Source organism: Enterobacter sp. Ag1, from assembly GCA_000277545.1.
Lineage (GTDB): Bacteria > Pseudomonadota > Gammaproteobacteria > Enterobacterales > Enterobacteriaceae > Cedecea.
Genome location: AKXM01000004.1, coordinates 347171 through 373235, shown reverse-complemented (window position 1 = coordinate 373235; position 26065 = coordinate 347171). Strand labels below are relative to the sequence as shown.

General features: G+C 52.6%; 23 protein-coding genes, 2 tRNA genes, 1 pseudogene and 1 riboswitch. Of the genes and pseudogenes, 8 read left to right on the top strand and 18 right to left on the bottom strand.

Features of this window, described 5'->3' with window-relative positions; genetic code table 11:
* The first annotated feature begins 127 nt into the window (after positions 1-127).
* Together cls and A936_RS02480 are read left to right on the top strand one after the other, a co-directional pair.
* Positions 128-1588, top strand: a complete 1461-nt coding sequence (gene cls, locus A936_RS02485) for a cardiolipin synthase (RefSeq protein WP_008454258.1) — start codon at positions 128-130, stop codon at positions 1586-1588.
* Positions 1589-1625: 37 nt separating this feature from the next.
* Positions 1626-1955 (top strand): HI1450 family dsDNA-mimic protein, encoded by a 330-nt coding sequence (locus A936_RS02480; protein WP_008454257.1) that lies wholly within the window; start codon positions 1626-1628, stop codon positions 1953-1955.
* A gap of 33 nt (positions 1956-1988) precedes the next feature.
* On the opposite strand, the gene A936_RS02475 is transcribed toward A936_RS02480, so the two are convergent.
* The 7 genes from A936_RS02475 to A936_RS02445 all read right to left on the bottom strand — a co-directional run bounded on the left by A936_RS02475 (position 1989) and on the right by A936_RS02445 (position 9943).
* Positions 1989-2834 (bottom strand): ion transporter, encoded by an 846-nt coding sequence (locus A936_RS02475; RefSeq protein ID WP_008454256.1) that lies wholly within the window; start codon positions 2832-2834, stop codon positions 1989-1991.
* Positions 2835-2885: 51 nt separating this feature from the next.
* The gene (oppF, locus tag A936_RS02470; RefSeq protein WP_008454255.1) at positions 2886-3890 is read right to left on the bottom strand and encodes a murein tripeptide/oligopeptide ABC transporter ATP binding protein OppF; all 1005 of its coding nucleotides are present in this window, start codon (positions 3888-3890) and stop codon (positions 2886-2888) included.
* A complete protein-coding gene (locus tag A936_RS02465; protein WP_008454253.1) occupies positions 3887-4900 on the bottom strand; it encodes an ABC transporter ATP-binding protein in 1014 nt (337 codons plus the stop codon). The genes oppF and A936_RS02465 overlap by 4 nt, the downstream gene beginning before the upstream one ends.
* A gap of 11 nt (positions 4901-4911) precedes the next feature.
* Positions 4912-5820, bottom strand: coding sequence for an oligopeptide ABC transporter permease OppC (gene oppC / locus A936_RS02460; protein WP_034807489.1), 909 nt, complete (start codon positions 5818-5820; stop codon positions 4912-4914).
* A gap of 12 nt (positions 5821-5832) precedes the next feature.
* Positions 5833-6753, bottom strand: coding sequence for an oligopeptide ABC transporter permease OppB (oppB, locus tag A936_RS02455; protein ID WP_008454251.1), 921 nt, complete (start codon positions 6751-6753; stop codon positions 5833-5835).
* A gap of 108 nt (positions 6754-6861) precedes the next feature.
* A complete protein-coding gene (oppA, locus tag A936_RS02450; protein WP_008454249.1) occupies positions 6862-8493 on the bottom strand; it encodes an oligopeptide ABC transporter substrate-binding protein OppA in 1632 nt (543 codons plus the stop codon).
* Positions 8494-9295: 802 nt separating this feature from the next.
* Positions 9296-9943 (bottom strand): YchE family NAAT transporter, encoded by a 648-nt coding sequence (locus tag A936_RS02445; protein ID WP_008454247.1) that lies wholly within the window; start codon positions 9941-9943, stop codon positions 9296-9298.
* 476 nt (positions 9944-10419) lie between these two features.
* Between A936_RS02445 and adhE the strand changes: the two genes are divergently transcribed.
* Entirely contained in the window at positions 10420-13092 is a 2673-nt protein-coding gene (adhE, locus tag A936_RS02440; protein ID WP_008454246.1) for a bifunctional acetaldehyde-CoA/alcohol dehydrogenase, read from the top strand.
* Between the two features lie 120 nt (positions 13093-13212).
* Here adhE and tdk read toward each other — a convergent pair whose 3' ends face one another.
* Positions 13213-13818 (bottom strand): thymidine kinase, encoded by a 606-nt coding sequence (gene tdk / locus A936_RS02435; protein ID WP_008454243.1) that lies wholly within the window; start codon positions 13816-13818, stop codon positions 13213-13215.
* 554 nt (positions 13819-14372) lie between these two features.
* On the opposite strand from tdk, the gene hns reads away from it, so the two are divergent.
* On the top strand, positions 14373-14780 hold the full coding sequence (gene hns / locus A936_RS02430; protein WP_008454242.1) for a histone-like nucleoid-structuring protein H-NS: 408 nt from the start codon (positions 14373-14375) through the stop codon (positions 14778-14780).
* 754 nt (positions 14781-15534) lie between these two features.
* Here hns and A936_RS02425 read toward each other — a convergent pair.
* From A936_RS02425 to rssA, 4 genes are all read right to left on the bottom strand, one after another.
* Positions 15535-16875: a UDP-glucose dehydrogenase family protein gene (locus A936_RS02425; RefSeq protein ID WP_008454239.1), complete on the bottom strand. Its 1341-nt coding sequence runs from the start codon at positions 16873-16875 to the stop codon at positions 15535-15537.
* A gap of 24 nt (positions 16876-16899) precedes the next feature.
* Positions 16900-17808: a UTP--glucose-1-phosphate uridylyltransferase GalU gene (gene galU, locus A936_RS02420; RefSeq protein ID WP_008454237.1), complete on the bottom strand. Its 909-nt coding sequence runs from the start codon at positions 17806-17808 to the stop codon at positions 16900-16902.
* Positions 17809-18010: 202 nt separating this feature from the next.
* Positions 18011-19024: a two-component system response regulator RssB gene (gene rssB, locus A936_RS02415; RefSeq protein ID WP_008454235.1), complete on the bottom strand. Its 1014-nt coding sequence runs from the start codon at positions 19022-19024 to the stop codon at positions 18011-18013.
* An 81-nt stretch (positions 19025-19105) separates the two neighbouring features.
* The gene (gene rssA / locus A936_RS02410; protein WP_008454233.1) at positions 19106-20014 is read right to left on the bottom strand and encodes a patatin-like phospholipase RssA; all 909 of its coding nucleotides are present in this window, start codon (positions 20012-20014) and stop codon (positions 19106-19108) included.
* Positions 20015-20127: 113 nt separating this feature from the next.
* On the opposite strand from rssA, the gene A936_RS02405 reads away from it, so the two are divergent.
* The 4 genes from A936_RS02405 to A936_RS02390 all read left to right on the top strand — a co-directional run bounded on the left by A936_RS02405 (position 20128) and on the right by A936_RS02390 (position 21842).
* On the top strand, positions 20128-20583 hold the full coding sequence (locus A936_RS02405) for a YchJ family protein (protein ID WP_008454231.1): 456 nt from the start codon (positions 20128-20130) through the stop codon (positions 20581-20583).
* Between the two features lie 63 nt (positions 20584-20646).
* Positions 20647-21489 carry a formyltetrahydrofolate deformylase gene (gene purU, locus A936_RS02400; protein ID WP_008454230.1) on the top strand — a complete coding sequence of 281 codons (843 nt, stop codon included), beginning with the start codon at positions 20647-20649 and terminating at the stop codon, positions 21487-21489.
* 157 nt (positions 21490-21646) lie between these two features.
* Positions 21647-21731, top strand: a tRNA-Tyr gene (locus A936_RS02395).
* Positions 21732-21757: 26 nt separating this feature from the next.
* A tRNA-Tyr gene (locus A936_RS02390) sits at positions 21758-21842 on the top strand.
* Positions 21843-22083: 241 nt separating this feature from the next.
* Here the strand turns inward: A936_RS02390 and crcB are convergent.
* The 6 genes and pseudogenes from crcB to A936_RS02360 form a co-directional block, all read right to left on the bottom strand.
* On the bottom strand, positions 22084-22461 hold the full coding sequence (gene crcB / locus A936_RS02385; RefSeq protein WP_008454228.1) for a fluoride efflux transporter CrcB: 378 nt from the start codon (positions 22459-22461) through the stop codon (positions 22084-22086).
* Positions 22462-22515: 54 nt separating this feature from the next.
* Positions 22516-23805, bottom strand: a complete 1290-nt coding sequence (eno, locus tag A936_RS02380) for a phosphopyruvate hydratase (protein ID WP_008454226.1) — start codon at positions 23803-23805, stop codon at positions 22516-22518.
* Positions 23806-23815: 10 nt separating this feature from the next.
* Entirely contained in the window at positions 23816-24247 is a 432-nt protein-coding gene (locus tag A936_RS02375) for a universal stress protein (protein WP_008454225.1), read from the bottom strand.
* On the bottom strand, positions 24244-25155 hold the full coding sequence (locus A936_RS02370; protein ID WP_008454223.1) for a DHH family phosphoesterase: 912 nt from the start codon (positions 25153-25155) through the stop codon (positions 24244-24246). Before A936_RS02370 ends, A936_RS02375 begins: the two co-directional genes overlap by 4 nt.
* A gap of 80 nt (positions 25156-25235) precedes the next feature.
* Positions 25236-25305, bottom strand: a riboswitch (Fluoride riboswitch).
* A gap of 36 nt (positions 25306-25341) precedes the next feature.
* Positions 25342-25620 (bottom strand): annotated as a pseudogene (locus A936_RS02365) (ArsC/Spx/MgsR family protein); the annotation flags it as partial.
* A gap of 97 nt (positions 25621-25717) precedes the next feature.
* Entirely contained in the window at positions 25718-26059 is a 342-nt protein-coding gene (locus tag A936_RS02360; RefSeq protein WP_008454220.1) for a metalloregulator ArsR/SmtB family transcription factor, read from the bottom strand.
* Positions 26060-26065: the final 6 nt, after the last annotated feature.

Below are 26065 nucleotides of genomic sequence, written 5' to 3'. Positions count from 1 at the left end.
AAAAAAGACGCGCCATTATAGAACCTTCTGCCGGGCAAACCATCCGTTTTGCGTATACTTTTAGTGTTAAGCAGTGAAAGTTCTGCGTACACTCTCAACTCTTCGGTTTCAAAAGGATTTTTAAGGCATGACAACCTTCTATACCGTGGTGAGCTGGCTGGTCATTCTCGGCTACTGGCTGCTTATCGCCGGCGTTACGCTGCGTATATTGATGAAACGCCGCGCCGTCCCTTCGGCAATGGCCTGGCTATTGATCATCTATATTCTGCCGCTGGTCGGGATTATTGCCTATCTCTCCGTGGGAGAACTGCATCTCGGTAAACGCCGGGCAGAGCGCGCGCGCGCCATGTGGCCTTCTACCGCTAAGTGGCTTAAAGAGCTGAAAAACTGTAAGCATATTTTTGCCTCAGAAACCAGCGAGGTTGCCAGCTCGCTGTTCCAGCTTTGCGAGCGCCGCCAGGGGATTGCCGGCGTGAAGGGCAATCAGCTCCAGCTGCTAACCAGTTCGGATGACACCATGCAGGCGCTGATCCGCGATATCCAACTGGCACGCCATAACATCGAGATGGTGTTTTATATCTGGCAACCCGGCGGCATGGCCGACCAGGTGGCAGAATCATTGATGGCGGCAGCGCGACGCGGCATTCATTGCCGTTTGATGCTCGACTCCGCGGGTAGCGTCGCCTTCTTCCGCAGCCCGTGGGCCAATATGATGCGTAACGCGGGCATCGAAGTAGTCGAAGCACTGAAGGTTAACCTGATGCGTGTTTTCCTGCGTCGAATGGACCTGCGCCAGCACCGTAAGATGGTGATGATCGATAACTATATTGCCTATACCGGTAGCATGAACATGGTTGACCCCCGTTTCTTCAAGCAGGATGCGAATGTGGGTCAGTGGGTCGATTTGATGGCGCGTATGGAAGGCCCGGTCGCCACCGCAATGGGCATCGTATACTCCTGCGACTGGGAGATAGAGACCGGGAAACGTATTCTTCCGCCGCCGCCGGATGAGAATATCATGCCGTTCGAAGAGGCCAGCGGCCACACCATTCATACTATCGCTTCAGGGCCAGGGTTCCCGGAAGATCTGATTCATCAGGCGTTGCTGACCTCCGTTTATGCCGCACGTGAATACCTGATCATGACGACCCCCTACTTCGTACCGAGCGATGATTTGCTCCACGCCATTTGCACGGCAGCGCAGCGCGGCGTGGACGTGAGTATCATCGTGCCGCGTAAAAACGATTCTTTACTGGTGGGCTGGGCAAGCCGCGCGTTCTTCACTGAACTGCTTGCCGCTGGCGTGAAAATTTACCAGTTTGAAGGCGGGCTGCTGCACACCAAAAGCGTGCTGGTCGATGGGCAACTCAGCCTGGTCGGCACGGTTAACCTGGACATGCGCAGCCTGTGGCTGAATTTTGAGATTACGCTGGTCATCGATGATGAAGGTTTTGCCGGTGATTTAGCTGCGGTGCAGGACGACTATATCTCACGCTCGCGGCTGCTGGACGCGCATTTATGGTTAAAACGCCCGCTCTGGCAGCGAATGACCGAGCGACTGTTTTACTTCTTTAGTCCGTTGCTGTAAAACGTGGCGCATCAGCACTCGATAAGTGGATGTAGAGATGGAAATGGATCTGAATAACCGCCTGACCGAAGACGAGACTTTAGAACAGGCGTACGATATTTTTCTCGAGCTGGCGGGCGATAATCTCGATCCTGCTGACATTATTCTTTTCAATCTGCAGTTCGAGGAGCGCGGCGGTGCGGAGCTGTTTGACCCGGCCGAAGACTGGCAGGAGCACGTCGATTTCGACCTGAACCCTGACTTCTTTGCAGAAGTCGTTATCGGGCTGGCGGATACCGACGGCGGCGAGCTGAACGATATCTTCGCTCGCGTCCTGCTGTGCCGCGAGAAAGACCACAAGCTGTGCCACATCCTGTGGCGTGAGTAATCCTCCCTGCGCGGCCCTCAGGCCGCGCTGTGACTACTTCTCATTGGGCGGGAGATGCTCCCCGCAGGTTTTGCAGTAATGCGCGTTGCTGGCATGATCCTGCTGATGACAGCGCGTACATTCCCTTACTGACCGCCTTCTTTGCATATCCTGCGACATTTGCGCCGTTAAAATCCCGGTGGGGATGGCTATCACCGAATAACCAATCAGGATCAGCAGCGAGGCCACGAAACGCCCCAGCGCAGTATGCGGCACAATGTCGCCATAGCCGACAGTGGTGACAGTTACAACCGCCCAGTAAACCGCTACGCCAAGGCTGGTAAAGCCGTTGGCCTTCCCTTCTATGCCGTACATCAGCGCTCCCGCCGCGACCATTACGATGGCAATAAACGAATAGAACAGGATCAGCTGATTGCTGGCGTTAATCAGGCTGCGCCACAGACTTTTAAGCGCGGGCATGTAGCGCAGAAGTTTGAGGATACGCAGCACGCGAATGGCGCGCATTGCCCGCCAGGCAAAATAGTAGTGAATAGCAAACTCAGGCCAAAGCCACAGGACATACAGCGGCAGCATGGTCGCCAGGTCAATAATGCCCCAGAAGCTAAACACGTAGCGGATGGGCTGCGGCCACGTTAGCACTCGCAGCAGATATTCACAGGTGAACAGCAGCGTGAAGATGATTTCCAGCCAGATAAACAGCTGCCATTCGCCGTAGGTTAGCCGGGGATCGCTCCCGACGCTGGATTCGGTAAAAACAACGGCCACGCTGAGCAGCGCCAGCAGGCCGCAAAACGCCTCGAACCGGCGCCCTGAGCGGGTATTTTGATCGAACAGAAAGCGGTAAAGCAGCGCACGAAGTGATGAAATGTTGCCTGGCACGGTGATCCTCGCAAAAAGAAAGGGCCAGCGCGGTGCTGGCCCCAGGCGAGATTATAGCGGGTCAACCTTCAGACAGGAAACCGCATGGCGGAAACTGCCTTCCAGCACCGGACGCGTTTTGGCGCATTCCGGGCCGGCAATCGGGCAGCGGGTGCGGAACACGCAGCCTGATGGCGGATTGATGGGCGACGGCAGCTCCCCTTCCAGCAGCTGGATAGTTTTGTTCTTCTCCAGATCCGGATCGGGGATCGGCACCGCCGACATCAGCGCTTTGGTATAAGGGTGCAGAGGATTGTGGTACACCTCATCGTAGGTGCCCAGCTCCACTGCATGGCCCAGATACATGACCAGCACGCGATCGGAGATGTGCTTCACCACCGCGAGATCGTGGGCGATGAAGATTAACGACAGCCCCATTTCGCGCTGCAGTTTCTGTAGCAGGTTAACCACCTGCGCCTGAATGGACACGTCCAGCGCGGAGACCGGCTCATCACAGATGATGAGTTTTGGCTCAAGAATCAGCGCGCGTGCGATACCGATACGCTGGCACTGGCCGCCGGAGAACTCATGCGGGTAGCGGTTGACCAGGTTTGGCAGCAGGCCGACCTTCATCATCATCGCCTTCACGCGGTCGCGAACTTCCTGCTTAGGCATTTTTGGATGATAGGTCAGCAGCGGCTCGGCGATGATATCGCCGATGTTCATACGCGGGTTCAGCGATGCCAGAGGATCCTGGAAAATCATCTGAATATCGCTGCGCACATCGCGCCACTCTTCCTGTTTCATGCCCAGAAGATCTTTCCCCAGCCACGCTACTCGGCCATCGGTCGCTTTCACCAGGCCAATGATGGCGCGGGCAAAGGTCGATTTACCGCAGCCGGACTCGCCCACCACGCCGAGGGTTTCCCCTTCGTACAGGCGCAGCGTCACGCCATCCACGGCTTTCAGGGTTTTGGAAGGCTGCCAGAACCACTGTTTGCCATCTTTGATGTCAAAATGCACCTTCAGGTCAGCGATTTCTAACAGAACTTTTCTCTCTTCTGCAACGGTGCTCATGCTAATTCCTCCACCGGTCTAAAGCAGGCACGCAGGCGGCCATCACCAAACTGCTCCAGTGGCGGAGCACTATTACACGCTTCCATCGCAAACTGGCAGCGAGGCTGGAACGGGCACTCCTGCGGCAGGCGCAGCAGGTTCGGCGGGTTGCCTGGAATGGTCAGCAGAGATTCACCTTCCGCATCCAGACGCGGCACCGCGTTCAACAGGCCAATGGAGTAAGGGTGTACCGGCTTGTAGAAGACGTCGCGCGCGTTGCCGTATTCCATCGTACGCCCGGCGTACATCACCAGCACTTTGTCGCAGATCCCGGCCACAACGCCCAGGTCGTGGGTGATCATGATGATCGCCGTGTTGAACTCACGCTTCAGCTCGTTCAGCAGCGTCATGATCTGCGCCTGAACGGTAACGTCCAGTGCGGTAGTCGGTTCGTCAGCAATCAGCAGTTTTGGCCGACACAGCAGCGCCATGGCAATCATCACGCGCTGGCGCATCCCGCCGGAGAACTCGTGCGGGAACATGCGCATACGCTTCCGCGCTTCAGGCATTTTTACCGCATCCAGCATCCGCACAGACTCTTCAAACGCTTCCGCCTTACCGAGTTTTTTGTGCAGCATCAGCACTTCCATCAGCTGATCGCCCACACGCATGTACGGGTTCAGCGAGGTCATCGGATCCTGGAAAATCATCGAGATTTGCTCGGCGCGCAGGCGGTTAAGCTGCGACTCCGGCAGGTTCAGGATCTCTTTGCCGTTGAATTTTGCAGAGCCGCCGATACGACCATTGGCCGCCAGCAGGCCCATCAGCGCGAAGGCCGTTTGGGATTTGCCCGAGCCGGACTCACCGACAATGCCAAGGGTTTCACCGGCACGCAGGCTAAAGTTGAGGTCGTTTACTGCCGTGACGTCGCCGTCGGGTGTGCCAAAGGTCACACGCAGGTCTTTAACGTCCAGCAGGACCTCAGATTTGTTCAGTGGAGCGGCCACCGGAGAGGTTTCAATAGTACTCATGGAGGGACTCCTTAACGATCTTTCGGGTCGAGGGCATCACGCAGGCCATCGCCGATAAAGTTAAAACAGAACAGCGTAACCACCAGGAAGCCTGCCGGGAACAGCAGAAGCCACGGTGATACCTCCATGGAGTTTGCACCGTCGCTTAACAGCGCTCCCCAGCTGCTCAGAGGCTCCTGCGTGCCTAGGCCCAGGAAACTCAGGAAAGATTCGAACAGGATCATGCTAGGTACCAGCAGTGAGGCGTAAACCACCACCACGCCCAACACGTTCGGCACTATATGGCGCAGAACGATGTTAATGGTCGAAACACCGCCTACGTGTGCCGCTTCGATGAACTCTTTGCGTTTCAGGCTCAGGGTCTGGCCGCGCACGATACGCGCCATGTCCAGCCAGGACACCATGCCGATAGCCACGAAGATCAGCAGGATGTTTTGCCCGAAGAAGGTCACCAGCAGGATCACGAAGAACATGAACGGGAAGGAGTTCAGGATCTCCAGCAAACGCATCATCACGGAGTCGATTTTGCCGCCGAGATAGCCGGCCAGGCAGCCGTACAGCGTCCCGACAATAACCGCCACCAGCGCAGCAGAAATACCTACCATAAGGGAGATACGTCCCCCAATGGCAACACGCACCAGCAGATCGCGACCTGACGAATCGGTCCCGAAATAGTGACCGGATGCCATATCAGGGGCCGCCGACATCATGCCCCAGTCGGTATCAAAGTAGGTAAACTGCGACAGAACTGGCGCAAAAGCCACGAACAGCGCAATCAGAGCCAGGACAAACAGGCTGGTGATCGCCGCGCGGTTATGGATAAAACGGCGACGCGCATCCTGCCACAGGCTGCGACCTTCAACTTCCAGTTTTTCACTGAAGTTTTCCAGCGCCTCGCTGTTTTTCTTAGTCAACATTATGGCCACTCCAGCTTAGTAACGGATTTTCGGGTCGATAACGGCATACAGCACGTCAACTACCGCGTTGAACAGAATCGTCAGCGCGCCGACCAAAATGGTCAGGCTGAGAACCAGTGAGTAGTCACGGTTCAGCGCCCCGTTAACAAACAGCTGACCGATGCCCGGCAGGCCATAAATTGTTTCAATCACCATGGAGCCCGTGATGATGCCCACAAACGCTGGTCCGAGGTATGACAGGACCGGCAGCAGCGCAGGCTTCAGGGCATGGCGCAGCACGATACGACGCATCGGCAGGCCTTTGGCACGTGCGGTGCGGATAAAGTTAGAGTGCAGGACTTCAATCATTGAGCCGCGGGTAATACGCGCGATGCTCGCGATGTACGCCAAAGACAGGGCTATCATCGGCAGTATCATGTACTTCGGCGCCCCCCCGTTCCAGCCGCCACCGGGCAGCCATTTAAGGGTGATAGCGAAGATCAGTACCAGCAACGGCGCCACCACGAAGCTGGGGATAACCACCCCCGTCATGGCAAAGCCCATTACCGTGTAATCCCATTTGGTGTTTTGATTCAGCGCCGCAACCACGCCCGCCGTCACACCCAGCACAATGGCAAAGATGAAAGCCGCTGCACCTAATTTTGCGGATACCGGGAAGCTGGAGGCCACCAGGTCATTGACCGAATAGTCTTTGTATTTAAACGACGGCCCAAAATCCCCATGCGCCAGCTGTTTTAAATAGCTGAAATACTGCGTGGTGATCGGATCGTTAAGGTGATACTTCGCTTCGATGTTCGCCATGACTTCTGGCGGCAGCGTACGTTCGCCGGTAAAAGGACTCCCCGGTGCGAGACGCATCATAAAGAAGGAAATAGTGATAAGAATAAAGAGTGTCGGAATTGCTTCCAGACAACGACGTAGAATAAATTTCAACATTGCCCGTACCTTCTGGCCTGTGCCTTTGCAGTGCGATGTAAATAAGACACGATGGGGCAGAATCTATCCACCGGCCGAAACCAGTGGGTCCTGCCCCACGAATTGCCATTAATGTTTGATAATGTACAAGTCTCTTACGTAGACATTATCCATCGGGTCTTTACCGGTGTAACCACCCACCCACGGCTTAACCAGACGGGCGTTAACGTAGTAGTAAACCGGGACGATGGCTGAGTCTTTATCAAGCTGCTGCTCAGCTTTCTCATACAGCGCGGTACGCTGGGCTTCGTCGGTCACTTTCAGGGTGTCGGCAATAATCTTGTCGAACGCCGGGCTCTTATAGTGCGCGGTGTTGTTAGAGCTGTCGGACAGCATGGTGTTCAGGAAGGAAGTCGGTTCGTTATAGTCCGCACACCAGCCCGCACGCGCCACGTCGAAGGTCCCCTGATGACGGGTATCCAGGAAGGTTTTCCACTCCTGGTTCTCCAGCTTGACGTTCACGCCCAGGTTTTTCTGCCAGATAGACGCCACGGCGATAGCCAGCTTCTTGTGCAGATCGGAGGTGTTGTACAGCAGGTTGAAGGTCAGCGGCTTGTCTTTGGTGTAACCTGCTTCAGCCAGCAGTTTTTTGGCTTCTTCGTTACGCTTGTCCTGAGACCAGGTGAACCACTCTGGCGGGGTCAGTTTCGCGCCATCGGTATACGGCGGGGTATAACCATAAGCCGGCAGATCGCCCTGGTTTTTCACTTTGTTCACGATGATGTCGCGATCCAGGCCCAGTTTCAGCGCCGCACGAACGCGAGGATCGGTAAATGGTGCTTTCTGGTTGTTGATCTCGTAGTAATAAGTACACAGGTACGGATCGGCGTGAACTTCAGTTGGAATTTCTTTTTTCAGTTTCTGGAACAGCTCAATCGGCAGGTTGTTATACGTCATGTCGATTTCACCGCTGCGGTAGCGGTTAACGTCTGTTACTTCAGAAGAGATTGGCAGGTAGGTCACCTGGTTAATCACGGTTTTCGCGTTATTCCAGTAGTTGGTGTTACGCACCAGAACGATACGCTCGTTCACCACCCAATCTTTTAATTTGTAAGCACCGTTGGTCACGATGTTGGCAGGCTGGGTCCACTTGTCGCCGAATTTCTCAACGGTCGCTTTCGGTACCGGAGAAACGGATGGGTGAACCAGCAGCTTGTAGAAGTACGGCACCGGCTCGCTCAGGGTGACTTCCAGAGTGTGGTCATCGATGGCTTTCACGCCCAGATCGCTGGTCGGCTTTTTACCGGCAATGATATCGTCGATATTGGTCAGGTGACCGTATTGCAGGTAGCTGGAATAAGGAGAGGCGGTTTTCGGGTCAGCCAGGCGCTGCCAGCTGTAAACAAAGTCCTGCGCGGTGACAGGTTCGCCGTTGGACCATTTCGCGTCTTTACGCAGGTGGAAAGTCCAGACTTTAAAATCTTTATTGTCCCAGGACTCTGCGACACCCGGAGACGGGTGGCCCTGCAGATCGCTTACCAGCAGACCTTCGAACAGGTCACGGCTGATATTGGACTCTGGCACGCCTTCGATTTTGTGCGGATCAAGAGATTGAGGTTCTGAGCCGTTGTTACGAACCAGATCTTGTTTCTCTGCCAATTGCACACCCGCCGGAACATCTGCCGCCATCGCGACATTGCCAGCAATCAGCGCAGTTAAAATGCCCGCTGCAATCAGGCTTTTTTTAGTGATATTTGTCATTGTGTTGGTACTCCACTCATTATAATTACCGACCCGAAAGTCGGCCTCTTCCCCTCAGGGGTCCCTTACAGCGCAGGAGCGTTAAACGTCCGTACGGGATACTGCTTTCCTTACTACTTCGCTATCACCGACTTTATTTTCGGGCCGCTCGATCGGCGACCTCATTACGTCGATTCTTTCTACCGCCGATTGCGTGGTCGACGGCCATGATTTAGTGGTTCGCAGGACATGATTACGCTGCGAAATCATTCTCATCTAGAAAAGAAACATTTTTCAGCGAATTGTTTTGCCCGGAAAGTATCAAAAGCTTCAGATACCCGCCAATACAATTTGCAAATTTGTTAACCATTTCTCTTTTATGGAGAGATTGTGGGGAGCGTCATGCAGGAAGGATGTTTATAAAAACCCAATCATAATCTTTATTATCATGGGGTTAGTATACTATCACTGCATTAGAGAGGAGGTCGGTTTATCGCCTGCTTCATCACTCACAAAAAATTAACAATTGATTATTTTTTAGCACATTCCTCTGCGGGAAGGCATGAATTACTAATATCATCTCAATAAACCCGCAGCAAGCCTGATTGCATAACGGATGCTAAATATCATTTCGATCGCCACTTTTCTGTACAGCTTGTTACAACGTCAACCTCTAATACACGGTTTTCCAAAGCATTTTCTTATGAAAGATTCGCATTTACTTTTGCAATAATGAGGATAGCGGGCAGGTAAAATTTTCTTCTACGGAAAGAAAAAAAGCAGAATAGAGATTCTGCTTTTTCATTTGAAAGCGGCAGCGGAATTAACTTGTCAGGCCCGGGAAGATAGCCCTGACCCCGGTGACAATAAATTCGATCCCCAGAGACATCAGAAGCAGGCCCATAATACGGGTAATCACGTTGATCCCGGTTTGCCCCAGTATGCGCACCAGCCACGGTGCAATGCGGAACAGCAGCCAACAGCAAAATGCAAACAGCGCAATGGCCAGGGAGAATCCCAGCAGGTGCCCCCAGCTGTGATAGCGACTTCCCCAGACAATCGTTGAACTGATGGCACCCGGCCCCGCCATCAACGGCAATGCCAAGGGAACAACCCCCACGCTTTCGCGTATCGCGCTCTCCGATTTCTCTTGCTTATTCTGTTTATCTTCACCCAGCTTGCCGCTGATCATTGACATAGCAATGGTCACCACAAGAATGCCGCCGGCAATGCGGAATGAATCAATTGAAATACCAAAAACTTGCAGAATACCGTCACCCAAAAAAAGTGAGGTCCAGAGAATAATCGCCACCGAGAGGTTGGCCGTGAGGTTGGTTTTATTTCTTGCGGCGGCACTCTGGTAACTGGTCATACTAATAAATACGGGAATGATCCCTACCGGGTTGACCAGAGCAAACATCCCGATAAAAAACTTAATATAGGTTGGCAGGTCGAAAAAGGATTGAGCCACACAAAACTCCGCAAATGAACAAAGCAAAAGCAGGCGTAATGTAATGGAAAAACACCCCTGCCGCTACGCTATTTCCCTGCTTAATCGATGCCTGCAACAACTTATTTTAGCATCATGACGAACTGTTACCCGAATGTTGAATTTGTGATACTTTGTTTTGACATTGCTGTGACTAAATTTTTAAAGATTTATCAATCACCTGGATAGCGCCTGCTGAATGGTGTCAGCATCGATTAGTTGTGATTTAGATCACGAAAAACCTACTCAGAAGTGAGTACTCTTGGACACATCTGAAAAGCAGGTTTCTCCACTAACACGGCTTATTCAGATGAGGCTCTTTTAGTAAATCAGCGCATGAATCCAGGTCATTTTTATGACAGTTTTTTGTCTTAAACACGCATTCGGTGGCTGCTGACTATACTGTCGACTCGCGCAGCTTATTTACTAAAAGAGTTTAACATTATCAGGAGAGCATTATGGCTGTAACTAATGTCGCGGAACTGAACGCCCTCGTAGAGCGCGTAAAGAAAGCCCAGCGTGAATATGCCAACTTTACTCAAGAGCAAGTCGATAAGATTTTCCGTGCTGCCGCCCTGGCCGCTGCCGACGCTCGAATCCCCCTGGCTAAATTAGCCGTCGCTGAATCCGGTATGGGTATCGTCGAAGATAAAGTGATTAAAAACCACTTCGCTTCTGAATATATCTATAACGCTTATAAAGATGAGAAAACCTGCGGTGTGCTGTCTGAAGACGACACCTTCGGTACCATCACGATTGCCGAACCTGTCGGTATCATCTGCGGTATCGTGCCAACCACTAACCCAACTTCAACCGCCATTTTCAAATCGCTGATCAGCCTGAAAACCCGTAACGCGATCATCTTCTCCCCGCACCCACGCGCTAAAGATGCAACCAACAAAGCAGCAGACATTGTTCTGCAGGCTGCAATCGCGGCGGGCGCACCAAAAGATCTGATCGGCTGGATTGATCAACCTTCCGTCGAGCTGTCTAACGCCCTGATGCACCACCCGGACATCAACATGATTCTGGCGACCGGTGGCCCTGGCATGGTTAAAGCGGCTTACAGCTCCGGTAAACCGGCTATCGGCGTAGGCGCAGGTAACACACCTGTAGTGGTAGACGAAACTGCCGACGTTAAACGTGCTGTCGCGTCTATTTTGATGTCAAAAACCTTCGACAACGGCGTTATCTGTGCGTCTGAACAGTCCGTCATCGTTGTTGATTCTGTATACAACGCCGTTCGCGAACGTTTCGCCAGCCACGGCGGTTACCTGCTGCAGGGCAAAGAGCTGAAAGCCGTTCAGGACATCATCCTGAAGAATGGCGCGCTTAACGCCGCGATTGTGGGCCAGCCGGCAGCCAAAATTGCAGAACTTGCAGGCTTCACCGTACCAGCAGACACCAAAATCCTGATCGGTGAAGTGTCTGCAGTCGATGAGTCCGAGCCGTTTGCTCATGAAAAACTGTCCCCTACTCTTGCCATGTATCGCGCTAAAAACTTTGAAGACGCGGTAGTAAAAGCGGAGAAACTGGTTGAGATGGGCGGTATCGGCCATACCTCTTGCCTTTATACCGACCAGGACAACCAGCCTGCGCGCGTTAAGTTCTTCGGCGATAAAATGAAGACCGCACGTATCCTGATTAACACTCCGGCTTCTCAGGGGGGTATCGGTGACCTGTATAACTTCAAACTTGCGCCGTCTCTGACGCTGGGTTGTGGTTCATGGGGCGGTAACTCCATCTCCGAAAACGTGGGTCCTAAGCACCTGATCAACAAGAAAACCGTTGCTAAGCGAGCTGAGAACATGCTGTGGCATAAACTTCCGAAATCTATCTACTTCCGCCGTGGCTCTCTGCCAATTGCGCTGGATGAAGTGATTACTGATGGCCACAAACGTGCGCTGATTGTGACCGACCGTTTCCTGTTCAATAATGGCTATGCCGATCAGATCACCTCCGTGCTGAAAGCCGCTGGCGTAGAAACCGAAGTCTTCTTCGAAGTTGAAGCTGACCCTACGCTAACCGTTGTTCGCAAGGGTGCTGAACTGGCAAACTCCTTCAAACCAGACGTGATCATTGCGCTGGGCGGCGGCTCCCCAATGGATGCAGCCAAAATCATGTGGGTCATGTACGAACACCCAGAAACCCACTTCGAAGAACTGGCGCTGCGCTTTATGGATATCCGTAAACGTATCTACAAGTTCCCGAAAATGGGCGTGAAAGCGAAGATGATTGCGGTCACTACCACGTCCGGTACCGGTTCTGAAGTTACACCGTTTGCGGTTGTTACCGACGATGCAACCGGCCAGAAATACCCGCTGGCTGACTACGCGCTGACCCCGGACATGGCAATTGTTGATGCTAACCTGGTGATGGATATGCCTAAGTCGCTCTGCGCCTTTGGTGGTCTGGATGCCGTGACCCACGCGCTAGAAGCTTACGTTTCCGTCCTGGCAAGCGAATTCTCTGACGGCCAGGCTCTGCAGGCACTCAAACTGCTGAAAGAAAACCTGCCAGCTTCCTATAATGAAGGGTCTAAAAATCCGGTTGCACGTGAACGTGTTCACAACGCAGCGACTATCGCCGGTATCGCGTTTGCTAACGCCTTCCTGGGCGTGTGCCACTCCATGGCTCACAAACTGGGTTCTCAGTTCCACATTCCTCACGGTCTGGCGAACGCCCTGCTTATCTCCAACGTTATTCGCTATAACGCGAACGACAACCCAACCAAGCAGACGGCTTTCAGCCAGTACGACCGCCCACAGGCTCGTCGCCGCTACGCTGAAATCGCCGACCACCTGGGTCTGACCGCAGCGGGCGACCGTACCGCGGCTAAGATTGAGAAACTGCTGGCATGGCTGGAATCAATCAAAGCTGAACTGGGTATTCCTAAGTCCATCCGCGAAGCAGGCGTGCAGGAAGCAGACTTCCTGGCCCACGTGGATAAACTGTCCGAAGATGCCTTTGATGACCAGTGCACCGGCGCTAACCCACGCTATCCGCTGATTTCTGAACTGAAACAGATTCTGCTGGATACCTACTACGGCCGTCCGTTTGTTGAAGGTGCTGCGGCTAAAGAAGCGGCACCAGCGGCAAAAGCTGACAAAAAAGCCAAGAAAACGGCTTAATCGGTAGCCCTTAAAATGCAAAACCCGCCTTTTGGCGGGTTTTTTTATGTCTGAATACGTCACTCAGGCCTGCACAGCATGTTTAATGTAGAAACGTTACAGGAAGTTATGGTCGGTGAATCAGTTGCCCTGAATGGCCTGTAGAGAGCCTTTAAGCAAGGCTTCTTTGTAATGCTTACGGCAGACCGAAACATAGCGCTCATTCCCGCCTATCACCACCTGTTCACCCTCATTATAAGGCCGACCTTCCTGATCGAGACGCAGTACCATACTGGCTTTACGGCCACAGAAACAAATCGTTTTCAGCTCAACCAATTTGTCTGACAGCGCCAACAGGTACTGACTTCCGCTGAATAACTCCCCGCGAAAATCCGTTCGCAGCCCGTAGCATAAAACAGGAATATCCAGCTCATCGACAACATCAGATAAAGCATAAACCTGCTCTTTAGATAAAAATTGGCTCTCGTCCACCAGAACGCAGTGTATCGGGGCAGATTTCTGTTCGGCGCGGATGTCGGCCAGCAGGTCCGTTGTCGGATTATAAAGCCGGGCCGGGGAAGACAGACCAATACGCGAACTGACCTTACCCACACCAAAGCGATTATCAATTTCGGCGGTGTAGACCAGCGTACGCATCCCTCTTTCCTGGTAATTCCAGGATGACTGAAGTAGCGCCGTCGATTTTCCCGCATTCATTGCTGAGTAGTAAAAATAGAGTTGAGCCATTGCACCCGTTGCCTGAATCAAAAGTGTAAATTATGTTTCGGCGGATTGTACCACACTGTAACGTGCGGTGGATGGCGGATTACCTCGCTAAACATCAAGGTTAATTGTATCCGATATATTAATAAATCACGCTTATACATTGAGTAATAGCGGTATGCCGGATACATGAAACGGCTATGACGGATCGCCGATCCAGACGGGATATCGCCTCTAATGAAATGCTTCACCTGCTCAATTATTATAAATTGTAAACGACCGCTATCCATCCTATGCCTAAATACCCGCGCTTGATATTTGATGATTAATGCGAAATTTTTATCTTTCCCTCATCATGACAAACCCTTTTGATGGCAGGGTTGTTGTCTAAAAATTGAGTCTTGAAGTGCCATTTCACGTGGTTTAGCGGCCAGGAATTAAGTTAACAGTATTTAAACTGCCACTTATATATCAGCAAATTTTGAATTACTTACATTCACGGCTATTGCAGAACCTAATATAACGCTCTATTATTAGCTCAAACGTCACCCCCCAATAATAAGTTTGAGATTACTACAATGAGCGAAGCACTTAAAATTCTGAACAACATCCGTACTCTTCGTGCCCAGGCAAGAGAATGCACCCTGGAAACTCTGGAAGAGATGCTGGAGAAATTAGAAGTTGTCGTTAACGAACGTCGTGAAGAAGAAAACGCGGCGGCGGCTGAAGTTGAAGAGCGCACTCGTAAACTGCAGCAATACCGTGAAATGCTGATTGCTGACGGCATCGACCCTAACGAACTGCTGAACAGCATTGCTGCTGTTAAATCTGCAGGTAAAGCGAAGCGCGCTGCGCGTCCTGCTAAATACCAGTACATCGACGAAAACGGCGAAACTAAAACCTGGACTGGCCAGGGCCGTACGCCAGCAGTTATCAAGAAAGCAATGGATGAGCAAGGTAAGAAACTGGAAGACTTCCTGCTGTAATCCCCTCAGTGCTGCTTATTAAGATCCCGCTCCGGCGGGATTTTTTATTTGTGACGCACTTCATTTTAATGCCCCCGGCATGAACCACTTTAGTAAAACAATCCTATAACAGCTTACGTTTCTTTATTAATGAATCGTATTTAATATCTTTAGATACAATACCTGTCCTTTAGTACAGTTAATTTCTCCCGCTAATCATCAGGTTAAGCCTGACGCAGATTTATCTGGCGTTAAGGTAATCCATTTCTCGGTTGATATACTCCATAAGCGTTATCAACTAAAAATGTGGCGTTACTACATAGAGTTGAATCCTTGCCTGAACAAAGTGGGGAATCCTGCCTGAAGATCTCATGCCGAGAGATTATTGAGTATCCCATACGTTGCATTTATCTCGCTGACGCCGAGACTGGTTCGCCCCACATACGCGCCGTGAAGTATATTACTGCCACTTTTATCGCTCATATTTACACGGCCCATTGTTATCAGCGTTTAGTCGCTCGCTTATCTTTCTGCTTCAGATGCACCCTAATGTTCAAATAACGAACACAACCCTTTACCTTAACCCCTATAAAGGTTTTGTCCGTCGAGCACGGCAGAATATTGCAGGAACACGGCTGAAAAGCCCTGTAGGAGCCTAATAGCGGGGATTTAAAATCTTAGGGTGGTGCGAAGAAGGAGAACGTGACCGGCAGCGTACAGGCTCTCTGGTGCGCTGTCGTGCCGGTCACGATAAATAACAACAGACGGGCGTTATTTAAACAATATTAATGGAAGCACCGCGGCCGATTGCGTAATAAACAAAACCACGCTTATTCAGTCTTTCTGGATCATACAGATTACGACCATCGAAGATGACCGGCTGCTTCAGGGATTTCTTCATCAGATCGAAATCCGGAGCCTTAAAGCTCTGCCACTCGGTACAAACCACAAGCGCATCAGCGCCCTGCAGGGCCGCTTCTTTGGTTCCCATCAGCCTTAAATCACTGCGGTGGCCGTAAATACGCTGAGTTTCATCCATGGCTTCTGGATCGAAAGCCTGAATCTCTGCGCCTCGTTTCCACAGTGCCTCAATCAGCACCCGACTGGAGGCTTCACGCATATCGTCTGTATTAGGCTTGAAAGACAGTCCCCAAAGCGCAAAGGTTTTGCCTTTCAGATCCTGGCCAAAGTGGCGGGTCACGAATTCAGGCAGTTTTTGCTTCTGAGCATAGTTAACCTCTTCGACCGCCTGCAGAATTTTTGGCGTGTAGCCAATCTGCTCTGCGGTGCGAATCAGCGCCTGAACATCTTTCGGGAAGCAGGAGCCACCGTAGCCGCAGCCTGGATAGATGAAACTGTAGCCAATCCGGGAATCAGACCCGATACCCATTCGCACTTTCTCGATGTCAGCCCCGAGACGTTCGGCCAGGTTAGCAATCTCGTTCATGAAGCTGATTTTGGTCGCCAGCATGCAGTTAGCGGCGTATTTAGTCAGCTCGGCGCTGCGGATATCCATCAGAATCATGCGATCGTGATTACGGTTGAACGGCTCGTACAGCTCACGAAGCAGGTCAATAACCTCTTCGTTATCCGTCCCGATGACGATACGCTCAGGGCGCATGCAGTCGGTAACCGCGGCACCTTCTTTCAGGAACTCGGGGTTAGAAACCACATCAAAGTTAATCTCCAGACCGCGAGATTTCAGGGTTTCTTCCATCACCGCACGGACTTTATCTGCCGTGCCAACGGGTACCGTTGACTTGTCGATGACGACTTTATGTGAATCCATGTACTGCGCAATGGTACGCGCAACGGAAGTCACGTATTTCAGGTCAGCGGAACCGTCTTCATCCGGCGGAGTCCCCACGGCGATATAGTGCATTTCGCCATGGTTGACGCCCTCTTCAGCATTGGTGCTGAACTGCAGGCGCCCTTCTTCATAATTTTTCTTCACCAACGGCGCAAGGCCTGGCTCAAAGATAGGGATTTCACCTTTTTTCAGGTTTTCCACTTTCTTTGCGTCTACGTCGATGCACATGACGTCATGCCCAACATCAGCGAGCACAGCGGCCTGGACTAAACCAACGTAGCCAATACCAAATACGGTAACTTTCATCTTACCATCCTGCGTTGAATTAACTTATTTCTTCGCGCCAACGGTGGCTTCAAGCCAGGTTTTAAAGTCTGCACCCAGCGTGTTATGACGAATACCGTACTCAACAAACGCCTGCATATAGCCCAGCTTGTTGCCGCAGTCGTGGCTCACGCCTTTCATGTGGTAGGCTTCAACGGTCTCTTTTTCCATCAGCATGGCGATAGAATCGGTGAGCTGAATTTCATCCCCGGCACCTGGAGGGGTTTTCGCCAGCAGCGGCCAGATATCCGCGCTCAGCACATAGCGTCCGACAACGGCCAGATTGGATGGCGCAACGTCAGCTTTAGGTTTCTCAACAATCCCGACCATTGGCACGCTGTCGCCCGCAGAAAGCGCAGCGCCTTTGCAGTCAACCACGCCATAAGCGGTTACATCCGCAACAGGTTCAACCATGATTTGGCTGTGTCCGGTTTCGTCAAAGCGGCGGATCATTTCGGCCAAGTTGTCCTGAGAAAGGTCGGATTCGAACTCATCCAGAATCACGTCCGGCAGGATCACCGCAACCGGCTCATCACCGACGACAGGATGCGCGCACATCACGGCGTGGCCCAGCCCTTTCGCCAGCCCCTGACGCACCTGCATAATGGTGACGTGCGGCGGGCAAATAGACTGCACTTCTTCCAGAAGCTGACGCTTAACGCGCTTCTCAAGCATGGCTTCCAGTTCAAAACTGGTGTCGAAGTGGTTCTCGATGGAATTTTTAGAAGAGTGGGTAACCAGCACAATCTCGGTAATACCGGCAGCGATACACTCATTAACGACATACTGAATCAGCGGTTTATCAACCAGCGGCAGCATCTCTTTTGGAATTGCCTTTGTTGCCGGCAACATACGCGTTCCCAACCCCGCAACCGGGATAACAGCTTTTCTTACTTTAGAATTAATGGCAGCCATTGAAAAAACCTCCAGGACTGTTCAAGTTTCACACTTGTCGTCAATTTAAAAACGCGGTTGAGTATATCAGCTTAAAAACGAAAACCGCCCCCCGTTTACTCCGGCAGCGGCTAATTTAAGACAAATACGATTAGGTTGGTCGCGATATTACCACCGCCCGAGTTCCAGGAAAAAAGCTAAATGTAATCAGTTGTTCCGTTGTTTATTCTGCAGACAACATCAGCCGTAAACGCCCACCGGAGCCCCACACCTGGCATTGCCAGGCTTCGCACCGCTGGCTGATTTGATTGAGGTAGGCATTGCCCAGCGTCCCCAACGGCACGCCGTTGCTGACCTGGATTTGGTGCTCGCCGGTATTTAATGTGGCATTAAGCCCGGCGGAGACCAGAATGAGGTTTTTTAATCCGCTGTGATAATAACCCACAATGAGCGGAAATTGTCCGTTCAGGTTTGCCTGACGCAATAGTTGATTGACCTGTTTTAGTAAATTACCCAGTTCAGGTAAACGCTGGCCCTGATGCGAAAGTTGTTCCTGTAATAATCCGTTGAATAACGCTCTGAGCAACAGCGCGGCTAATACACCGTTATCGCCAGCACGGGTAACGTCTAAACAATAAAAAGCCAGATCATTATCTGAAAGTGGCGCAATATCGAGCACCAGACCAGGCTGATCGACGGCAATTAACTGGCGATAATTTATTCGGCAGCGCGACATAACCTGCTGGACCGGCGGCTGCAGTTCTTGCAGCAGCTTGGATGCAGCCTGAGGATCCCGTGCCAGCGCATCCCAATCCTGAAACAGCCGCTCCTCCTCTTCTACCCGGGAATTAAACATTGTGGGGTAGATACAGGACAATACGGTCTCTTTTAATCGATTAAGATCTTTAATGGGTTTCAGCAACACATCCTGCACACCGAGCCGTAAAGCCTGGGCTATGTCAGACATATTTTCCGTCGCTGAAATAACTAAAATGGGCGTTTGATTACCTTCGTTACGGATATGCTCCACCAGTTCAAGACCATTCATTCGTGGCATCGCCAGGTCACAAATCAGCAGATCCGGCGTAAATTGCCCCAGCTTCTCAAGCGCATCCATGCCGTCCCAGGCAAGCAGCGTGCCCGCGCCAAGCGACGTCAAATAGCTGTCCAGCAGAGAGCGGAAAACGGGCTCGTCTTCAACAATGAGGATCTGCTTTCCTTCCAGCGGGTAACTCATGCGCTTTCCTCTGCCTGGCAATATTTCAATAGTGGCACGGTATCGCAACGAGCGCCTGTCAGAAACGGGTTAAGTATTAACTTAATCATGAGTACGAACCAGCGGCAGTAGCTCATCCATTTTTTTCTCAACCGCAAGGTAGCCTGCCGCGATAGCTTCGGACGCACGATGAAAGTCGAGGGTGGAAATTTGCGGGCAAAAGGGCTGCAGAAGAATATCGGGAGGATCGCCCGCCATGCGGTTACGCTTGAGGCGGTTTTCCAGCACCTGAATCGAGGTCGTCATAATTTCCATCGCCGTCGGCGTAACAGTGGCCCGGCGGTGGGTCATTTTTCCCAAACGCTCCCGTAAACGACTGCGCCAGGACGCAGGCTGCGCCAGATTCTCCTCCCCGGCAGGCGTCATATTCACCGACAGCAGATCCTGCTGCATCAGGTGCGCATCGTGCTGCAAGTCGACCGCAATGACGATATCCGCCCCCAGCGCACGAGTGAGCGAGATCGGCACCGGATTGACAATTGCGCCATCCACCAGCCAGTAGCCGTTGTGTGCAACGGGAGACAGCAGCCCCGGCATGCTGCAGGAAGCGCGAATAGCCTGATGGAGGTCGCCGTCGGTAAACCACAGCTCTCGCCCGGTACTCAGGTTGGTGGCCACGGCACCAAATCTCATGCCACAGCCCTCAATAGCGGTTTCTGGAATGATTTTGCGAATATTGTTAAACACGCGTTCACCGCGGAGCAGCCCGCCGCGACGCCAGGAAAGATCCATCAGACGCAGGACATCCCAGTAGCTGAATGATCGCACCCATCGCTCCATCACCGGCAACCGCTGGCTGGCATAGGCGGCACCGACCAGCGCGCCGACGGAACACCCTGCCACGATATCAATCTGAATCCCTGCTTTTTTTAACGCATTGATAACGCCAATGTGCGCCCATCCTTTGGCCGCACCCGACCCTAATGCCAGGCCGATCTTTACCTGTCTCATCACGCCTCGGTCAATCTTCCCCGGTAATCACTCCGTGACGCCAACGCCACCGCTCAGTTAACATAAGTGCTGCCGTCGTATTATTGGCGTCGTTTATTTTTCCTGGAGATATTATGTTGCAACTTTGTCCCTGTGGCAGCGGTTTGGAGTATAGCTTATGTTGCCAGCCTTACCTAAGCGCGGCCCAGCATCCGCAACGCCCGTCACAGCTTATGCGCTCTCGTTACACCGCTTTTGTGAAGCAGGATGCGGATTATCTTGTTGCAAGCTGGCATGAGAGCTGCCGCCGTCCGTCGTTAAAATCAGAAATATCCAGCGGCTTCGGCGACACGGAATGGCTCGGCCTGACGATATATGAAGAAGCCGAAGGCAAAGATGTCAACGAAGGATTTGTCAGCTTTGTGGCCCGTTTTCAGGAAAACGGCAAGCAAAGCGCGATACTCGAACGCTCTCGTTTCGTCAGGGAAAGCGGTCAATGGTACTATATCGACGGCCTCCGCTCGCAGTTCGGTCGTAATGACCCCTGCCCTTGCGGTTCTGGAAAAAAATATAAAAAATGCTGCGGATGATAGCCTTCGCCGCATAACAGCATTATTGTTTCGCAAACACCGTTCAACAGGATTTATCTCTTCATGCAGGCATTACAACGTAAAGTTCTCCGCACAATCTGCCCCGATCAGAAGGGTCTCATCGCGCGAATCACTAACATTTGCTACAAACACGAACTCAATATTGTTCAGAACAACGAATTTGTCGATCATCGTACCGGCCGCTTCTTTATGCGTACCGAGCTTGAAGGCATTTTTAACGACACCACGCTGATGGCCGACCTGGACAGCGCGCTGCCGGAGGGCTCAATTCGTGAATTGACGCCTGCGGGCCGCCGTCGCATTGTTATTCTGGTCACCAAAGAAGCCCATTGCCTCGGCGATTTGCTGATGAAATCCACCTATGGCGGCCTGGACGTAGAAATCGCTGCCGTCATCGGCAATCACGAAACCCTACGTACCTTAGTGGAGCGTTTCGACATTCCGTTCCAGTTAGTCAGCCACGAAGGGATGACGCGCGAAGAGCACGACATGCAAATGGCCGATGCTATCGAAGCACATAAACCAGACTACGTCGTGCTGGCCAAATACATGCGCGTATTGACGCCTGAGTTTGTCGCCCGCTTCCCGAACCAGATAATCAACATCCACCACTCGTTCCTGCCGGCGTTTATCGGCGCACGCCCTTACCACCAGGCCTACGAACGCGGCGTGAAGATTATCGGCGCCACCGCGCATTATGTTAATGATAATCTGGACGAAGGCCCGATCATCATGCAGGACGTGATCCACGTCGATCACACCTACACCGCCGACGATATGATGCGTGCCGGGCGTGACGTAGAGAAAAATGTGCTAAGCCGGGCGCTCTACGAAGTGCTGGCCCAGCGAGTCTTCGTTTACGGCAACCGTACGATTATTCTCTAATCACTCAGAAAATGAATTGGTTAGCTTTGCGGCGCTCAGCGTAAAAAAACGGCAAACGATTCATTTTCCTCAAGTGAATGCTTTACAGCGGCGCTTCATTTGATATGATGCGCCCCGCTTCCACAGCGAAGCAGGCCAGTAACAAGCATTACCCCGTGGTGGGGTTCCCGAGCGGCCAAAGGGAGCAGACTGTAAATCTGCCGTCATCGACTTCGAAGGTTCGAATCCTTCCCCCACCACCATCTCAAAATTCAAAGCATTAACCCCTGGCGGGGTTCCCGAGCGGCCAAAGGGAGCAGACTGTAAATCTGCCGTCATCGACTTCGAAGGTTCGAATCCTTCCCCCGCCACCATCTTCCTGAATAAATCCCAACTTCAGAACTCGCACAATCATCCAGATTCCCGTTGGGGAAGGACGAGACGCTTCGATTAAGGTTCGACTCACGTCAGTGAGAACGCGCTTGTGCGGTCATCCTTCCCCCGCCTCCCTATTCCTGGCACTCGGGCTAATACTCTTATAAAACGCCTTTCGCTGTTGTTCTCTAAGAATAAAAAAGGCGAGCCAAACTCAGGCCCGCCGGTTGCACAGCCCTATTACATCACTGCATTTATGACAAAGAAACCGACCGCGGTCATTAACAGTGAACCCAGTACGTGAGCGAAAACGGACGCCATCGCCCAGGCATAATTCCCCCCCTGCAGCAGCGAAAACAGCTCAACAGAGAACGTTGAAAAAGTACTCATGCCGCCGCACAGGCCGGTGGTAATCAACAACTTCCAGCCGGGATCGAGCTGCGGCTGACGCAGAAAGAAAGCCATTGCGCCACCGATAATCAACCCGGCCAACAGGTTGACCGCCAGCGTACCGAGGGGCAAATGAGGGAAAAGGCCATTCAGACGTAACGCAAGGAGCCAGCGAATAACACACCCAGCCGAGCCGCCAACAATAACTGCAAACAGTGGTTTAACCATATTTCCCTCAAAAAGATCTAAACGATACGGTGTTGTTAAATAAGAACTTTGCTTTTAGCTTTTATGAATAAAAGCGCTACGTCCGGCAAAATGTGCATCTGCGCCTAGCGCCTGTTCAATTCGCATCAACTGATTATATTTTTCTACCCTTTCGCCCCGACAAGGCGCGCCGGTTTTCAGGTGTCCCGCACGCAGGGCAACCGTCATGTCCGCAATAAAGCTGTCCGTCGTTTCACCGCTGCGGTGCGAAATAAACGTTCCCCAGCCGTGCTGCTGGCAAAGTGCCACCGCGTCGAAGGTTTCGCTCAGGGTGCCTATCTGGTTCAGCTTGATCAGCGCCGCGTTAGCCAGGTTCTCTTCTATGCCACGTCGGATGTATTTCACGTTAGTCACGAAGAGATCGTCGCCCACCAGCTCGACCCTGTTGCCCAATTTTTGGTTCAGGTGCTTCCAGCCTGCCCAGTCATTCTCGGCCAGCCCATCTTCAAGCAGCACAATAGGAAACTGGCCCAGCAGATCGGCATAATAGCCCGTCATCTCTTCGGCGCTAAGCGTGCTTTTTTCCGTTCTTAGGTGGTATTTACCCTCGGTATAGAATTCGCTGGAAGCGGGATCGATACAGATGCTGATATCTTCCCCTGGCCGGTAGCCCGCTTTCTCAATCGCCTGCACGATAAACTGCAAAGGTTGTTTATTAGAGGACACCACCGGGGCAAATCCGCCTTCATCACCCACGGCTGTAGAAAGATTGTTATCCAGCAGGATCTGGCGAAGCGCCTGGTAGACTTCGCTCCCCTGGCGCACGGCTTCGGTCAGGCTGGCCGCACCATGTGGCGCAATCATAAACTCCTGAAAATCCGCTCCCTGCCCCCGGGCATGCACCCCGCCGTTAACAATATTCATGCAGGGAACCGGCAGCAGGTTCGCCCTCAGCCCACCGAGATAGCGAAACAGCGGCTGGCCGGCTACCTGAGCAGCAAGCCGCGCGACGGCCAAAGAAACACCGAGAATGGCGTTAGACCCCAACCGTGCCTTGTTTTCCGTGCCGTCCAGCGCCAGCAGAATATCATCCACCCGCCGCTGTTCACGGGCATCAACGCCCACAAGTGCCTGATGAATCTCGGTATTGATCGAATGCACTGCGTTCTGCACCCCCTTACCGTTGTAGCGCTGTTTATCGCCATCCCGTCGCTCTATGGCCTCCCTTGAACCCGTGCTGGCACCGGACGGAACCGAGGCCCGGGCCATAACCCCCTCTGTGGTATAAGCATCAACTTCAACGGTTGGGTTCCCACGAGAATCCAAAATTTCACGAGCAACTATTTTATCCAGCGTAAAATTCATGGTGATTACCTCATTGTTTGCCATCGATATGTTTAATCAGCACGTCAACATTCAGATGATTAACGTATTCCATCGAGTCAGAAGCAATCTGCCCCAGCCAGCGGTTGCGGTGCCCGGCCAGCACCAGGTCCACATCCAGTGAAGAAATGCATTTTTCAACGTCTTCAAATCGGTTCAACGTCACCAGCTCCCGCGTTTTTACCGGCACGTTGACCGAGCGCACCAGCTCGCTAAACAACGCTTTCGCCTGAATCAGGTCGGCAGAAACGTTGTCATCCATTCGCGCATCGGAGACGTAATTCATCTCCCGGTAGTCTTCGCTGATGTGGACGAGGGTGATTTGGACGGGCAGCGCCCCGGCAAGGCGAGCGGCATGTTGAATCAGCACCTGTCCGTCGGTCTTGCCCTGAATAAGTACGAGAACGTGGGAGTAGAGGTTCATAGCGGGCTCCTTGCGGGATTGAGCTGGCTTTGCAGCCAGGGGAGAAGCTGTTTTTTGCGACTCATCATGCCCGGCATCACGCAGGGCTGCGCCCCAGGCATCAATGAAGAGGTGGAGAAATAGAGTTCAGATGCACAAGCATTAATATCGGTCACCATCAACACGACAAGATCGACATCGGCGTCGGCCGCATGCAGATTCATTTCTTCCAGCAGAGCATCCAGTTGAGGAGCAAGTTGCGTTAGAGAGTAGAGTTCCAGCTGCGCAATTTTTAGCCGAACACCGTTGATGTCAAAACGCTTGAGATCTTTGTGCAGCAGCTCCCTCGCGCTCAGCCCGGCCACAGAGGTCTTAGCCGTGAGCAGGTCGGCAATAAACTCTTCATAATCGATACCGATGCGCCCGGCCAGCTCATCCGCCGCCAGCCTATCCTCAGGTGTGGTCGTGGGCGAACGCAGCGCGACGGTGTCACTGAGCAGCGCGCCCAGGAGCAAAATAGCCTCGCTGGCAGAGATCCCGGCCCGAAGTCGGGCGTCCATAAGCTGCCAGATCACCGTGGCCGTGCTGCCTACGGGTTTGATGCACACCTCCGGCGGCAACCGGGTAATCAGCCCGCCCAAACGGTGATGATCGATGATCCCAACAATATTGCCGGTGATAAGCGAGTCTGGCCCTTGCCCCGGCTCGTTAAAATCCACCAGCCAGATGTCTTTGTTGCTCAGAGAAGACGAGAGAAGCCCGGGCAGAGGAAGAGCGGCACGGGAGAAAATTAGTTCAGTTTCACGGTTAACCTCGCCGCAGCGCCACGCCTGTGCCGTGCGGCCCCGCAGCGTTAACCAGCGAGCAACCATCACGGCGCTGCAAACGGCATCGCTGTCGGGATGAAGGTGACCAATAACATGTATCATGGCTCGAGCCCCGTTAAGGGAAGCATTCAGAGCCGGTGGGTAAACGTTGACCAGCCTGACATGCCTCTTGGATTAAAAGAGTCATACCAGGCGTCATCAGCCTCTGAACGAGGCGGTTGGGGAAGGTGGAACGCCATCACCTTGCGAAGTATTCTGACCCCTTCCTCTCAGGGTTTCAAGCGGGTTTTACGGTTTCAAGCGCTGGCCCTGCTCATCCACAACCGGCTCGCCGTCCTCTTTACTGAACGCGCCCTGCTGCGCTTCAGGCAGGATATCCAGCACGCGTTCCGAAGGGCGGCAAAGTCTCGTCCCCCGCTCAGTCACCATAATCGGGCGGTTAATTAGCAGCGGGTACTGCACCATCAACTCAATGAGTTGCTCCTCGCTGAATTGCCCTTTCTCCAGCCCTAAAACTTCATAAGGCTCAACGTTTTTGCGCAGCAGTTCACGGGCGCTGATTGCCATGAAGAAATAGCGTTCCTGCTAAAAACATGCTCACTCCCGCTTCAGTAAAACCAAGCCATCATATGTGATAAAACGAATATATTTAGTTAAATTTTTTTTACTGGCAAAGCGCCATAGCCCCACTCGCCTCGATGCGTTTCAAACGCTCTAGCACTTCATGGCCCTGGCTTTGCCAGGCCTGCTCAATGACCGCCGCCGCCCACGCGGGCATGTGGGGTGAAAGGCGATAATAAACCCATTTCCCCTCTCTTCTGTCCTGCAGCAAACCACCCTCGCGCAGCATCGCCAAATGCCGGGAGACCTTAGGCTGCGGCAGGTCCAGCACAGCAGTTAGTTCGCAGACGCAAAGCTCGCTTTTCGCTCTTAGCAGCAGAGTGATAGCCAGCCGGGTTTCTTCCGACAAATGTTTAAAAAGCTGTAAAGGCGTCAGGGCAGTCATGGTGAG

Bases quoted from the DNA above. Each gene is read 5' to 3' on its own strand.
- cls (WP_008454258.1), top strand. From the start codon at position 128: ATGACAACCTTCTATACCGTGGTGAGCTGGCTGGTCATTCTCGGCTAC.
- A936_RS02480 (WP_008454257.1), top strand. From the start codon at position 1,626: ATGGAAATGGATCTGAATAACCGCCTGACCGAAGACGAGACTTTAGAA.
- oppF (WP_008454255.1), bottom strand. From the start codon at position 3,890: ATGAGCACCGTTGCAGAAGAGAGAAAAGTTCTGTTAGAAATCGCTGAC.
- A936_RS02465 (WP_008454253.1), bottom strand. From the start codon at position 4,900: ATGAGTACTATTGAAACCTCTCCGGTGGCCGCTCCACTGAACAAATCT.
- oppB (WP_008454251.1), bottom strand. From the start codon at position 6,753: ATGTTGAAATTTATTCTACGTCGTTGTCTGGAAGCAATTCCGACACTC.
- oppA (WP_008454249.1), bottom strand. From the start codon at position 8,493: ATGACAAATATCACTAAAAAAAGCCTGATTGCAGCGGGCATTTTAACT.
- adhE (WP_008454246.1), top strand. From the start codon at position 10,420: ATGGCTGTAACTAATGTCGCGGAACTGAACGCCCTCGTAGAGCGCGTA.
- tdk (WP_008454243.1), bottom strand. From the start codon at position 13,818: ATGGCTCAACTCTATTTTTACTACTCAGCAATGAATGCGGGAAAATCG.
- hns (WP_008454242.1), top strand. From the start codon at position 14,373: ATGAGCGAAGCACTTAAAATTCTGAACAACATCCGTACTCTTCGTGCC.
- A936_RS02425 (WP_008454239.1), bottom strand. From the start codon at position 16,875: ATGAAAGTTACCGTATTTGGTATTGGCTACGTTGGTTTAGTCCAGGCC.
- galU (WP_008454237.1), bottom strand. From the start codon at position 17,808: ATGGCTGCCATTAATTCTAAAGTAAGAAAAGCTGTTATCCCGGTTGCG.
- rssB (WP_008454235.1), bottom strand. From the start codon at position 19,024: ATGAGTTACCCGCTGGAAGGAAAGCAGATCCTCATTGTTGAAGACGAG.
- rssA (WP_008454233.1), bottom strand. From the start codon at position 20,014: ATGAGACAGGTAAAGATCGGCCTGGCATTAGGGTCGGGTGCGGCCAAA.
- A936_RS02405 (WP_008454231.1), top strand. From the start codon at position 20,128: ATGTTGCAACTTTGTCCCTGTGGCAGCGGTTTGGAGTATAGCTTATGT.
- purU (WP_008454230.1), top strand. From the start codon at position 20,647: ATGCAGGCATTACAACGTAAAGTTCTCCGCACAATCTGCCCCGATCAG.
- crcB (WP_008454228.1), bottom strand. From the start codon at position 22,461: ATGGTTAAACCACTGTTTGCAGTTATTGTTGGCGGCTCGGCTGGGTGT.
- eno (WP_008454226.1), bottom strand. From the start codon at position 23,805: ATGAATTTTACGCTGGATAAAATAGTTGCTCGTGAAATTTTGGATTCT.
- A936_RS02375 (WP_008454225.1), bottom strand. From the start codon at position 24,247: ATGAACCTCTACTCCCACGTTCTCGTACTTATTCAGGGCAAGACCGAC.
- A936_RS02370 (WP_008454223.1), bottom strand. From the start codon at position 25,155: ATGATACATGTTATTGGTCACCTTCATCCCGACAGCGATGCCGTTTGC.
- A936_RS02360 (WP_008454220.1), bottom strand. From the start codon at position 26,059: ATGACTGCCCTGACGCCTTTACAGCTTTTTAAACATTTGTCGGAAGAA.